Source organism: Pseudalkalibacillus berkeleyi (genome assembly GCF_021608225.1).
Taxonomy (GTDB): domain Bacteria; phylum Bacillota; class Bacilli; order Bacillales; family Fictibacillaceae; genus Pseudalkalibacillus; species Pseudalkalibacillus berkeleyi.
Window position 1 is genome coordinate 1,967,239 of record NZ_JAKIJS010000001.1, and the last position, 13,657, is coordinate 1,980,895.

At 38.5% G+C, this 13,657-nt stretch carries 12 protein-coding genes and 2 tRNA genes; all 14 read right to left on the bottom strand.

All coding sequences use genetic code 11. The features are described 5' to 3' along the window. Positions 1–31: 31 nt before the first annotated feature. Entirely contained in the window at positions 32–1,309 is a 1,278-nt protein-coding gene (gene clpX, locus L2716_RS10380; protein WP_236334309.1) for an ATP-dependent protease ATP-binding subunit ClpX, read from the bottom strand. 324 nt (positions 1,310–1,633) lie between these two features. Continuing rightward, positions 1,634–2,929 carry a trigger factor gene (tig, locus tag L2716_RS10385; protein ID WP_236334311.1) on the bottom strand — a complete coding sequence of 432 codons (1,296 nt, stop codon included), beginning with the start codon at positions 2,927–2,929 and terminating at the stop codon, positions 1,634–1,636. A gap of 97 nt (positions 2,930–3,026) precedes the next feature. Continuing rightward, the gene (locus L2716_RS10390) at positions 3,027–4,094 is read right to left on the bottom strand and encodes a tetratricopeptide repeat protein (RefSeq protein WP_236334313.1); all 1,068 of its coding nucleotides are present in this window, start codon (positions 4,092–4,094) and stop codon (positions 3,027–3,029) included. A 178-nt stretch (positions 4,095–4,272) separates the two neighbouring features. After that, positions 4,273–4,349 (bottom strand) — tRNA-Arg (locus tag L2716_RS10395). 37 nt (positions 4,350–4,386) lie between these two features. Next, positions 4,387–4,460: transfer RNA gene (locus tag L2716_RS10400), tRNA-Gly, on the bottom strand. Positions 4,461–4,542: 82 nt separating this feature from the next. Continuing rightward, entirely contained in the window at positions 4,543–5,058 is a 516-nt protein-coding gene (locus L2716_RS10405; protein WP_236334316.1) for a metallophosphoesterase family protein, read from the bottom strand. Between the two features lie 24 nt (positions 5,059–5,082). Continuing rightward, positions 5,083–5,676: an XTP/dITP diphosphatase gene (locus L2716_RS10410; protein WP_236334317.1), complete on the bottom strand. Its 594-nt coding sequence runs from the start codon at positions 5,674–5,676 to the stop codon at positions 5,083–5,085. Between the two features lies 1 nt (position 5,677). Continuing rightward, positions 5,678–6,421 carry a ribonuclease PH gene (gene rph, locus L2716_RS10415; protein WP_236334319.1) on the bottom strand — a complete coding sequence of 248 codons (744 nt, stop codon included), beginning with the start codon at positions 6,419–6,421 and terminating at the stop codon, positions 5,678–5,680. A 184-nt stretch (positions 6,422–6,605) separates the two neighbouring features. Continuing rightward, positions 6,606–7,688: a GerMN domain-containing protein gene (locus tag L2716_RS10420; RefSeq protein WP_236334321.1), complete on the bottom strand. Its 1,083-nt coding sequence runs from the start codon at positions 7,686–7,688 to the stop codon at positions 6,606–6,608. 449 nt (positions 7,689–8,137) lie between these two features. After that, the gene (gene racE, locus L2716_RS10425; RefSeq protein ID WP_236334323.1) at positions 8,138–8,932 is read right to left on the bottom strand and encodes a glutamate racemase; all 795 of its coding nucleotides are present in this window, start codon (positions 8,930–8,932) and stop codon (positions 8,138–8,140) included. A 26-nt stretch (positions 8,933–8,958) separates the two neighbouring features. Beyond that, positions 8,959–9,375 carry a MarR family winged helix-turn-helix transcriptional regulator gene (locus L2716_RS10430; RefSeq protein ID WP_236337853.1) on the bottom strand — a complete coding sequence of 139 codons (417 nt, stop codon included), beginning with the start codon at positions 9,373–9,375 and terminating at the stop codon, positions 8,959–8,961. 185 nt (positions 9,376–9,560) lie between these two features. Further along, entirely contained in the window at positions 9,561–11,279 is a 1,719-nt protein-coding gene (ptsP, locus tag L2716_RS10435; RefSeq protein ID WP_236334325.1) for a phosphoenolpyruvate--protein phosphotransferase, read from the bottom strand. Further along, entirely contained in the window at positions 11,279–11,548 is a 270-nt protein-coding gene (locus L2716_RS10440) for a phosphocarrier protein HPr (protein ID WP_236334327.1), read from the bottom strand. Before L2716_RS10440 ends, ptsP begins: the two co-directional genes overlap by 1 nt. A 15-nt stretch (positions 11,549–11,563) precedes the next feature. Further along, entirely contained in the window at positions 11,564–13,645 is a 2,082-nt protein-coding gene (gene ptsG, locus L2716_RS10445; RefSeq protein WP_236334328.1) for a glucose-specific PTS transporter subunit IIBC, read from the bottom strand. Between the last annotated feature and the right edge of the window lie 12 nt (positions 13,646–13,657).

Here is a 13,657-nt window from a genome sequence, read left to right on the forward strand (position 1 = left end):
CGCAGAAATTTGCGAGGTGTTTTGATTTTACTTATGCACTTTCTTTAGGTGTTTCTTTCTTGCTATCAACGACTGTTCCATCTTCTAGAATCAGTTTTGGCGTTATTTTATCAGAAACCGTCTCTTGTGTAATGATACATTTACTGATTTCTTCACGGGAAGGAAGATCAAACATGACATCCAGCATGATGCCTTCGATAATAGATCGTAATCCACGTGCTCCCGTTTTACGCTCTATTGCTTGCTTCGCGATTTCTATAAGGGCATCATCAGTAAACTCAAGCTCTACATCATCTAATTGAAGTAGCTTTTTGTATTGCTTCACAAGTGCATTCTTCGGCTTCGTCAAGATTTCGACTAGTGCCTCTTCATCAAGCGGCGTTAAGCTCGCTGTTACAGGAAGACGTCCAATGAATTCAGGAATTAACCCGAAACGAAGCAAGTCTTCAGGTAATACTTTTGATAAGTATTCGCCTTGTTTCAAGTCAGCTTTTTCAGATGTTTCGGTACCGAATCCAATCACTTTCTTACCTAATCGACGTTTAACGATTTGTTCAATACCATCAAAGGCACCACCACAAATGAACAAAATATTCGTCGTGTCAATTTGAATGAATTCTTGATGAGGGTGTTTACGTCCACCTTGAGGAGGAACACTTGCAACCGTTCCTTCTAAAATTTTAAGTAAGGCTTGCTGTACACCTTCACCTGAAACATCACGCGTTATAGATGGATTTTCAGATTTTCGTGCGACTTTATCGATTTCATCGATATAAATAATCCCACGTTCAGCTTTTTCCACATCATAGTCTGCAGATTGAATCAGCTTAAGTAGAATGTTTTCAACATCTTCACCGACATATCCAGCTTCAGTAAGAGACGTTGCATCCGCAATCGCGAAAGGAACATTCAGGATACGAGCGAGTGTTTGCGCGAGTAATGTCTTACCGCTACCTGTAGGCCCGATCATTGCGATATTACTCTTTGCAAGTTCAACTTCATCAGATTTTTTAGATGCGTTGATTCGTTTATAGTGATTATAAACTGCAACTGATAATGACTTTTTAGCCATGTCTTGACCAATTACATAATCGTCGAGAATTTGTCGGATTTCTTGTGGTTTAGGAACATCCTTGAACTCAACATCTTCTTCTGTGCCTAACTCTTCTTCTACGATTTCTGTACAAAGTTCAATACATTCATCACAGATATAGACACCTGGTCCTGCGACCAGTTTACGTACTTGATCTTGTGTTTTACCACAGAAAGAACATTTTAATTGTCCTTTTTCTTCGTTAAATTTAAACATCTGATCACCCCTAAAAATGGTTTGGATGAATTGTTACTTTAGTTATTTGTTAACAAGTGTATTTTACACATCGAAACATTTCCAATATGTTTTTGAGTAACAAAACGCTCTAATGATGAAACTATTGTATGTAGACAATTTTATCATGAAGATGAGTAAAACAAAAATAATAAAGCTTTTAGTATGTGAATTCAAACATGGTGATATGTATCAGTATAGTCATATTTCATAGATGCAATTCCATAAATCAAGAATTTTTTTGTTATTGTTACAAAACAAGGCACGAATACTCGCGCCTTGTTCTGTAGTCATTCTTATTCTATATTATGCAACAGTCTTGCTATTCTCTACAAGAAAATCGATTGCCTTGCGAACTTTCAAATCACCTTTAAGAAGATCAGGTCCACCTTGCATTGCAAGCATTTGTTTCATTTTATCTGTTTCCATTTGGTACATTTCTGCCATCTTAGTGATTTCTTCTTCAACTTCTTCATCACTAATTTCAATGTTTTCAGTTTCAGCAATTGCTTCAAGAGTCAAGTTCGTTCGAACACGCTTTTCAGCATCTTCTTTCATTTGCTCTTTCAATTGATCTTCTGATGTTCCTGAGAACTGATAATACATATCAAGATTCATACCTTGCATTTGTAGGCGTTGATCGAATTCTTTCATCATACGATCAAGCTCGGCATTAACCATTGCTTCTGGTACATCAATTTCTGCATTATCAGAAGCTTTTTGAACGAGTTGATCTTTCATTTCGTTTTCAGCTTGAGTTGTTTTTTCTTCTTGAAGACGTTCTTTAATCTTCGTTTTCAATTCATCAAGCGTCTCAACTTCTTCATTTGCATCCTTAGCAAACTCATCATCAAGCTCAGGAAGCTCTAATTGCTTAATTTCGTGAATTTTAACCTTAAATGTAGCTTCTTTACCAGCAAGCTCTTCAGCATGGTATTCTTCAGGGAATGTTACAACAACATCCTTTTCAGCACCAGCTTCTTCGCCTTCTAGTTGTTCTTCAAAACCTGGAATGAATGATCCAGATCCGATTTCAAGAGAATAGTTCTCAGCAGTTCCGCCTTCGAATGCTTCTCCATCAACATAACCAGCAAAGTCGATTGTTACAGTGTCTCCACTTTCAACTTTACCTTCTTCTTTAACTGTAAGTTCAGCATGTTTCTTTTGAAGCTCAGTCAATTCTTCTTGTACGTGTTCATCGGTTACTTCAGTGTCTTGCTTTTCAACTTCAAGTCCTTTGTACTCTCCAAGTTTCACTTCAGGTTTTACAGTAACTGTCGCTTTGAAAATAAGGTTTTTCCCTTTTTCCATTTGCTCGATGTCAACGTCAGGTTGATCAACTGGATCAATTCCAGTTTCTTCTACAGCTTCACTGTATGCGGTTGGCAGCAAGATGTCTAGAGCATCTTGATAAAGAGCTTCTACTCCAAAACGCTTTTCAAACATAGGACGAGGTACCTTCCCTTTACGGAATCCAGGTACATTCACCTTTTTTACGACCTTTTTGAATGCTTGGTCTAAAGCTTCGTTAACACGTTCTGCATCAACATCAATTGTTAATACACCTTGGTTGCCTTCTTGTTTTTCCCATTTTGCACTCATGACTAATTTCCCTCCAACATATATCTTCTTATTACTTCATTAACGTTCGAATGAGTTTACAACCACTACATTATAACACATGCCCATTGGTTTTCAACTAGTTCGGTTGATCATCCGGTAATCCAATATCTTTCACGGAAATGCGTTCTATTTCGAGAATCTTTTCAACGACTTCTTCAACCGTTTGTTCATCGAGCGAAAACGCAATTTGTAATTCATCTCCATCAAACTCAAGTCCGTTTAGTCGATGTGCAACTTCTAGGACCGCTACTGCCCATAATTGTTCATTTAATGGTTCAGGCTGGAATGGATACACCATAAATAAATAATGGTCCCAAATTTGAACAGCCATTTCTAGTAAAGTCGGATTGTTTTGCTCCAATTCATGAACGATAATCTTTTTAACAAGTCGATAAAATTGACCCTCAGGTATGTCTTCAAGATCACCTGTATGAATATCGATTGATTTTCCAAACTTATGTACATTTACTGTTTCATGTGCCGGTCCATCTTTTAACATTTGTAACACAATCGTTTTTAATGATGGGTTTCCGTCAGGATATGTAAGGTACCTTTTTAATTGTTCGCGAATCTCAGGATGATCGGGCATCTCAATTGACTGTACAGCTTGCCATTGTTGTTTTGAGTCTCCAGATTTCAGCTGCGATTCTAAGTTGTTGAGATCAGTTGGTGATACAGACTCTGGTATCTCATTTTTCACATCGAGACCTTGCGATTCATCTTCGGCCATTTTCCTGCTGAAATAAAGAAGTTGGTAAAAGTTCTCAGCCATTTGTGGCGGGAGACTTTGTTCTTGTATGACAGCCTCTAATATTTCGACTACATCCTCATAGTCTCCGAGCTGAATTAGAATCGATATGTATATTTGTAAGACATCATAATACTCGCCAATGTCTTTCTTTAAAATTTCATCACACTTTACTTTCGCATCTTCAAGCTGGCCTAATTCAACCAAACTTAATACAACACCAATATTCCCTTGAGGATGATCAGGTTCCATTTCAATCAGCTGCTGAAAATAATTGAGTGATTCTTTAAATTTCTTTTGTTTAAGGGCTGACATTCCCTTATTCACAAGCTTTGCAGTAAGGTTTGGGAAGTAAACGATTTTACTGTCACGCGGCCCTTTATGGTCTTTTTCCAAATCAATCTCCCCGCTTTTTTCAATCGTTTAAAGTAAGTTTAGCAGTTTAACTAACTAAAAACAAATCTAATCAACCTAATCGGTGTTAACAAGTGTCTTTACATAAATTATCACTAAATAATAAAAAAACGCTCCTTCTCACTTTGATGTGAAAATAGCGTTTGTATGTATTGAGTAATGGCGTCCCAGGAGCGATTCGAACGCCCGACCGACAGCTTAGAAGGCTGTTGCTCTATCCTGCTGAGCTACTGGGACTTAATAAAAATGTGTAAAATTATATGCGATAATTAAATGGAGCGGGTGATGAGAATCGAACTCACGACCAGAGCTTGGAAGGCTCTTGTTTTACCACTAAACTACACCCGCACGTTTATCAGCGACAATATTTAATATATCGTACGCGCTGAAAATTGTCAATGGTTTTTTAAAAAGTCGTGAGTCCATTTTGTTACAGTCTATATTCAGTTGATAAATCGGACAATTCGTTTCCGTTATATTCAAAGAATCTCACGTTTATCTTGTTTCGGTCTTCGCGTTCGCAAATCGCATATGTTTTTTCTTTGCGACCTCTAGGCAATCTAATACTACCTGGATTGACGAAGACCATCCCATTCGACTCAAAAGATTCCGCGACGTGAGAGTGACCAAAGAAAACGAAGTCTGCCCCATACTCCTCAGCTCTGTAGGCTAAGTTCATATATGACATTTTAACGTTATACAGATGTCCATGTGTAACAAATAAACGATATCCTTGTTCTTCGACTAAAGTTTCATTTGGAAAATCATCATGCGCAAGATCCATATTCCCTTGCACATTATAAAAAGCACGTAAGTATGGATGATCCGCTGCCAATTCCGAGTCACCACAGTGTATCATCACATCAACTTGATTCTTGTGCATTTCTTGGATTTCCTTAAGTTCTTCTGAGAGACCGTGACTGTCGCTTACAACTAGTACCTTCAAGATGGAGGTCCTCCTTATAGCGAACTAAAAGATTTCAGACCACTGTTCGCGCAATTTTTTTAATGCATTAGCTCTGTGACTGATCTGATTCTTTTGACTAGGCTCTAGTTGAGCCATTGTTTTTTTTAGAGATGGCACATAAAAAACAGGATCATATCCGAATCCATGCTCACCTATTTTTTCTTGAGAAATGATTCCTTCACAAGTGCCTTTAACAATAGTAGTCTCTTTACCCGGAATTGCAATGGCTAAAACAGAAACAAACTGTGCCGTTCGTTCAGATTCATGGACAGACTTCAGTTCATAAAGGACCTTATCCATATTCGCATCATCGTTTTTGTCTTCGCCTGCGTATCTAGCTGAGAATACGCCAGGTCTCCCGTCTAATGCATCTATAACGAGACCGGAATCATCAGCAATGACAGGTTGATGAAAGTGAGCTGAAATGGTTTCTGCTTTAATTGAAGCATTTTCTTCAAACGTAGATCCTGTTTCTTCAATTTCATCATGAAAATCAAGGTCTCGTAATGATACAACCGAAACATCAAATTGTTTGAGCATCGAGCGGAACTCTTTAACTTTCCCTTCATTATGAGAAGCGATAATGATCTCGTTCATATTATTTTTCTCCTATTAGATGTTGGATATCTCCGAGCGCTTCCTTTTGATGTTCGATTAGCTCAGTGATCCCTTTATCTGCAAGTTCAAGTAACGTTTGTAATTGCTTATACGAGAATGTTGCTTCTTCACCTGTACCTTGTAACTCTACAAATTCCTTTTCACTCGTCATAATTACATTCATATCGACATGCGCTTTTGAATCCTCTAAATAACAAAGGTCAAGGATTTCTCCTTTTTCAGGTGCAACACCAACAGATGTTGCTGCAATAAATTCCCTAATTGGCATCTTTTTAATGACGCCTCTCTCTATTAAACGATTAAATGCGATTGCCATTGCAACAAATGCACCTGTGATACTTGCAGTACGAGTACCACCATCAGCTTGTATGACATCGCAATCAATCCAACATGTTCGCTCACCAATTTGATTTAAATCTACTACTGAGCGAAGTGCCCTTCCGATTAAACGTTGGATTTCCATCGTTCGTCCAGAAACTTTACCTTTACTCGATTCTCGAATGTTACGTTGTTCAGTTGCCCGTGGAAGCATTGAGTATTCAGCTGCGATCCACCCTTTTCCTTGGTTACGCATAAAAGGAGGTACCCGCTCCTCTATACTTGCATTACAAATCACTTTTGTGTCGCCAATAGATATGAGCACCGAACCTTCAGGGTGCTTTGTATAATCTGTTTCAATATGTATATTTCTTAACTGATCGCTTGTTCTGCCATCCGTTCTCATCGTCATTTCCTCCCCTTTTTTCAAACACTATCGATTAGTATGACCAACTATTTAGCATTCATTTAGGTTAGTCGTTCATGATTTAAATTTAAAGTTCTACATGTATGTTACACCTGCTTATAGAAACAAGAAAAAGGCGGCTTCAAGACCGCCTCATCCTATCTTATACTAACATAATTACAATTTAAAATTCTACTGTGTTTACTTCTACAGGTCTTGAGACAGGCTCCGTTAATTTTTTCCCAACTTCAGTTAGAACCTCTGCTTCGCCATTTACCTTTATAGATACTTTCTCTACACCCGTCAATTCAGTAATGGATAATACGAGAGAATTGAGTACCACATTTGAAATGGCCGTATTGTCTAATTCACTTAAAATCGCTTCATTAAAGTTGAGTGTTACAACACCATTCTCTTCCACCGGAGCACTTACTAGTTCTACCGTGTTTCTAAAGTCACTTAGTAAACCAGATTGAAGAGAGGGACCATTCAACAATTCATTGACCGTTGATTTCACTAAATTATCTTTAGATGAAACAACCCTTGTTACAGGTACATATTGATACTTCCCATCACTTGCTCCCACAAAATATACAGTGACCGTATCACTACCTGTGATATCAACAACGCCGTTTGTTTCTATATTGATTCCGTCTGCACGCGTCATACTTTCTCCAATTGGCGTTTGATTAACTGGCATTACTTTTTGGTCGATTCCATTAATCCTAATTTTCACGGCTGAAATATTATCAAATTGAGTGAGCGTATAAGTTAACGATTGTAAAATTCTTTGTTCATCTTCAACTGCATACTCCTTAAAGTCTTCAGAGAAATCAACAACAGCAGTTCCTTGATCAATGTTCACATCCAAGACTTCTGTGCCTGCTGGCAATACAGCCCTCATTCCATTTGGCAACATATTTGATACTTTTCCATCACGGACTAAGTATTCGACCACTTGTTTTGCAGGCTCTTGTGATAGTGGTAAGTTCATCGTTTGCGGAACGACTAATCCGTTTTCATTAATTAAGTATACTTGCAATTGCTGTGAATCAGTTGCACCTGCTGGGGCATCTTTCCCACCTGCCATAGCATCGGTATCCTTGCCATTTTCATCAAGAGATTCTCCCTTGTCGAGATAGTTAACCTCTTTAGGCGGATCAATTTCATTATTTGTTTTTTCAGTTAACAGTCCACATCCAGATGACACGATTAATAGACCTGTTAAAAGAGAGACGAATACGATCCTTCTCTGCTTTTTTCTCATTCAATTCCCTCCCACAGTGGTTTGTACTACTATATATACGAGCCATCTGTCCAATTAGACCAAAGTTATCTTTTTAACTTTATAAAATTCTTAAATGCTTGTTAAAGATAGTTGAAATACCGTTCCACCTAAATGTAAAAACTTTTTTAGTTAATTATTCGATATAAACCTTCTATAAGAAAAAGGGACTGTCTAAATAAGTCCCTAACAGAAAATAATACCTTCAGCAAACATTGTTGTTGATTTCAACGAAATTCACGACACTCCTGCGGGAATAGCGAGCCAGGCGAGACCCCGCAGCAAACTTTAACTACTGGAATATGAGGTGAGCGAGGAGGCTCGCGGTTCGCCCGCGGAAAGGGAGTGAATTTCGAAGAAATCATTATCTTTATTTAACAAAGGAGCTGTCAGAAGGTCAGTTTTCACTGATTTTCTGGACAGCCCCTTAATTACAATTCAATATGTTCGATATGTTTTATACTTTGATCAAACCACTCTTGTGTCAGTCTGTTGAATATTTGATTAGGACCTGTCGTAAAGAAACGATGCTCTGGAAGTTGATCTCCTTTATTCAATTGCTCACTGTAATAAAGAATCGTACTCACTTCACGTGCGGTTTCAGATCCGGATGAAATAATTGAGACTGATGATCCCATCACTTCCTCAATGACTGGCTTTAAGATCGGATAATGTGTACATCCCAAAATGAGAGTATCTATCGGTAGGTTTGTTAGTGGCGCTAGTCTTTCATAAACAATTCTTTTTGTATCTCTTTCATGAACCATTCCGCTCTCAACTAAAGGTACAAATTCAGGACATGCTAGACTGTGTACATTTACCTTACTATCAATACTATGTAAAGCCTGCACATATGCTCGACTTGCTACCGTTCCTTCTGTCCCAATCACACCAATTTCACGGTTCATGGAAACCTTGATCGCAGCGCGTGCTCCCGGGTGTATAACGCCTACGACGGGTATTGATAAGGTTCTTTGAGCTTCATCTAATACCGCTGCTGTTGCTGTATTACAAGCAATAACAAGGAGCTTAATATCTTTGCCAAGAAGATAATGTATCATATTCCAAGTAAATGTCCGCACCTCCTCAAATTGGCGAGGGCCATAAGGACATCGGGCTGTATCTCCAAGATAATATATTTTTTCTTTTGGCAGTTGCCTCATGACTTCCCTTGCAACCGTCATACCGCCTACACCTGAATCAATAATTCCAATCGCTCTTTTCAATTAAACCCCTCATTTTCTTTACATGTCTAGTTAGGGTGATACATGTTCATTTTGTCATAAAGAAGATGAAGACTTTGGTGGAGGTTTTCAATCTCGTCTGCAGAAAAAGAATCTGTCAATTCCTTTAAATAGTTCTGTCTTCTTTTAATGACTTCTTCTATTATTTCGTACCCTTTATCGAGTTTCTGTATACGTACAACGCGACGGTCATTAGGATCGCGTATACGCTTTACCAACCCATTTTTCTCCATTCGATCAATTAAATCAGTGGTTGTGCTATATGCTAAGTACATTTTATTGGATAAATCACCAATCGTCATTTCATCTTGTTCAAATAACCATTGTAGAGCAACAAACTGAGGAGGAGTAATTGAGAAATCATTCAATATTTCTCTTCCCTTTTGTTTGATGTGTCCTGAAATTTTTCTTAATGATTTTTCCATTTCGTTAATCTTTACTTCTTTACTTTCCAAAGACGTAACCTCCTGAACATACTATTACATCTATTTTGATTGGTTTTGTTTGTTTTTTCAACTTTTATATTTTGCGCTTCCAACCATTTGGAAATATCGATACCAATAAAAAAAGACTAACTCAACACGTTTAGTGTTGAATCAGTCTTCACCTGTTACTTTAAGAAATGCTCTTCTACGTATTGCTTTACCTGTTGGTCGGTTTCTAAGTTCAAGATCAAGTCTATATGATTCGCTATTTCTTCCTTACTCAAGTTTAGTAGCTGTGTTCGAGCTGGCAATACAGAGGTTGCGCTCATACTAAACTCATCTAAACCTAATCCAAGCAAAATCGGTATAGCAATTTCATCTCCTGCCATTTCACCACACATACCTGCCCATTTGCCTTCCTTATGAGCTGCATCTATTACATTCTTAACCAATCGCAAAATAGATGGATTGTATGGTTGATATAGATATGAAACTTGTTCATTCATCCGGTCGGCTGCAAATGTGTACTGTATCAAATCATTAGTACCTATACTGAAAAAGTCAACTTCCTTTGCAAATATGTCTGCCATTACTGCTGTTGAAGGAATTTCAACCATCATCCCTATTTCTATCATCTCGGAAACTTCAATCTTTTCCTGAACAAGTTTTTCTTTCTCTTCTAGCAGTATTGCTTTTGCCTGACGAAACTCTTCCAAAGTTGCAATCATTGGAAACATGACTTTTAGGTTCCCATAGATGCTTGCTCTTAAAAGTGCTCTTAATTGCGTCCTGAAAATCTCTTGTTGATCTAAGCATAGCCTAATTGCACGGTAACCTAAAAATGGATTTAATTCCTTAGGTAGGTTCAAATATGGCAACTCTTTGTCTCCACCGATATCTAACGTCCGAATGACGACCGGTTTACCTTCCATTTTTGAAAGGACTTCTTTATAAGCTTCAAATTGTTCCTCTTCTGTCGGTAACTGGTCTCGGTTCATATATAGAAATTCTGTCCGGTATAACCCAATTCCTTCAGCACCATTGTTGAGAACCCCAGGCACATCCTTAGGCGTTCCTATATTGGCTGCAAGCTCGACATGGACACCATCTGCTGTAACAGTTTGTTCAGTTACGAGCTTAGCCCATTCTTTCTTTTGTTGTGTGTATTGTTCTTTTTTCTTCTCGTAGGTAGCAAGTTCGTCAGCAGTTGGATTGATGATGACATGACCATCAATACCATCTATGATGACTGTCGTTCCATTATCAACTGAGTCTGTAATGGTTTTCGTCCCCACGACAGAAGGTATTTCCATCGATCGTGCCATGATCGCAGAATGAGATGTTCTACCTCCGATGTCAGTAGCGAACCCTTTGACGAATTGTCGGTTTAATTGCGCAGTATCAGATGGCGTTAAATCATCAGATATAATGATCACTTCTTCAGTAATCATACTAGGTGTATTAAATTCAATGTCCATTAAATGGGCTAACACACGCTTACGAACATCTCGTATATCGGCTGCACGTTCTTTCATATATTCATTGTCCATATTCTCAAACATCGAAATGAACATACCTGTTATCTCATCTAAAGCACTTTCAGCGTTTACAAGCTCTTCTTTAATCTTATCTTTTACATTATCAATCAACTCAGGGTCTTTTAGGACAAGAAGGTGGGCAGCAAAAATAGCTGCCTTATCTTCTCCTAATTCCTTTTCAGCATGGTCTTTAATCGCCTCAAGTTCAATCTTAGATTGATCGATCGCATGCTTGAAACGATCGATCTCCTCAGAAGGATCTTCGATAGACTTCTTTTCAACGTCTAGGGCTGGGTTTTCAAGTTTGAATGCTTTCGCAATTGCAATTCCTGATGAAGCTCCGATCCCTGTAATGCATTGACTCATTACTCAGCAAGTCCTTCTTCTTTTAATAGTTCACTAAGAGAAGATAGTGCTTCGTCAGCATCATTTCCATCTGCTTTGATTGTAATTTCTGACCCCTGCTGAATCCCTAAAGACATAACACCCATGATTGATTTGAGATTAACGGTCTTCTCATTGTGTACTAAATCAATGTGTGCACTGAATTGTCCTGCTTTGTTCACTAGTGTAGTTGCCGGTCTTGCGTGTATTCCAGATTCACTCGTTACTTTGAATGTTTTTTCTACTGCCATGATTCATCTTCCTTTCTATTTTTCAAATGAAATAATATCTTCTTCTCCAAGGTCTACTTGACCAGATTTGTTCACATTTACACTTTCTCCATCAGAAAGGTTTGTGAAAACGATAGGTGTTACTGTAGATTTAGCATGTTTTTCAATGTAATCCAAATCAGCCTTTAGGATAGGTTGTCCTTGCTTCACCTGATCTCCTTGTTCAACAAGCACTTCGAAACCTTCTCCTTTAAGGTTGACGGTATCGATACCAAAATGAATCAATATTTCCTTTCCATCAGCAGTCTCAAGGCCAATAGCATGTTTCGTTGGAAACACATTGACTACTTTAGCATCAGTTGGTGCAACAACCGTACCTTCTATAGGCTCAATTGCGAAACCATCACCCATCATTTTTCCAGCAAATACTTCATCTGGAACTTCTGTAATCGGTAGTATTATTCCTTTTATCGGTGATTGGATATTCATTGTGCTCATCTCAACCTCTCCTTTCAACGATTCGGGATTAACATCTTCAACTTGTTCTCTCACTTCTTGTTCGGTATCAACTTCTACCTTACGAGGGTATTTCCCCTTCATAATATCTTGCATTTGTGATTTGATCGCATCTGATCTTGGTCCAAATATCGCTTGAATATTGTTCCCAACTTCAAGGACTCCAGAGGCACCTAACTTTTTCAATCGATTTTTATCAACTTTCTTCACATCATTCACTGAAACTCTTAATCGAGTAATACATGCATCGAGGTGAGAAATGTTATCTTGTCCGCCTAAGCCATCAAGAATATCATATGGAAGATCATCAGACTTTCCTTGGGATCCAGATGAGTCATCCTCTTCAACATCATCCTCACGACCTGGTGTCATTAAGTTGAATTTACGGATTGCAAATCGGAAACCGAAATAATAGATGACCGCAAAAACAAGTCCAACCGGAATGACTAACCACCAGTTCGTTTGTGAATTAAGTACCCCAAAAAGGATAAAGTCAATCAATCCACCTGAGAAAGTCATTCCAATCTTTACATCAAGTAAGTGCATTGTCATAAAAGAGAGACCTGCAAAGATTGTGTGAATACCGAATAATACTGGTGCTACGAATAAGAACGAGAATTCAATCGGTTCTGTAATTCCAGTTAAGAACGAAGTTAAAGCTGCAGAAGCCATGATACCTGCAACGATCTTCTTTCTCTCAGGTCGAGCTTCATGATAGATCGCAAGTGCCGCAGCTGGTAAACCGAACATCATAAATGGGAACTTCCCTGTCATAAATGTTCCAGCTGTTAAGTTTTGGACACCATCTTTAATTTGTTCGAAGAATATACGTTGATCACCACGGACCAAGTCTCCAGCTTCAGTTGTGTAAGATCCGAACTCAAACCAAAACGGTGCATAAAAAATATGATGTAAACCAAAAGGGATTAAAGCCCTTTCAATGACACCAAAAACAAATGCAGACAACGTAAGATTTGCATGGACCATGTTTTGTGAAAAAGCATTTAAGCCATCTTGTACAGGTGGCCAAGCGAAAGTCATGATAATGCCCAATAAAACGGCACTAGCTGCAGTCGCAATCGGAACAAACCGCTTACCTGCAAAGAAACCTAAGTAGGAAGGTAGCTCAATATTATAAAACTTGTTATACATGAAGGCAGCTAGTATGCCTAGGATGATCCCTCCGAATACCCCTGTCTGTAAAGTAGGTATTCCTAGCACGAGTGCATAGGCTGGATCTACATCTCCTCCAGTCACATCAGGAATTTCTAATCCTAAGATGACACTCATCGTGACATTCATAATTAAGAATCCTACTGTTGCAGCTAATCCAGCTACACCATCCCCACCGGCTAATCCAATGGCAACACCAACAGCAAAGAGAAGTGCTAAGTTCCCAAAAATGATTCCACCTGCTGATTCCATGACAGATGCAATCATCACCATTGCGTCATTCTTTAAAAATGGAGCTATCTTTACCAGTGTTGGATTTTGAAGTGCATTACCAAACGCAAGTAACAATCCCGCAGCTGGAAGAATTGCAACCGGTAACATTAATGCTTTACCGACTTTCTGTAACGTTCCAAATGCCTTTTGCATCATTTCCCCTCCTAA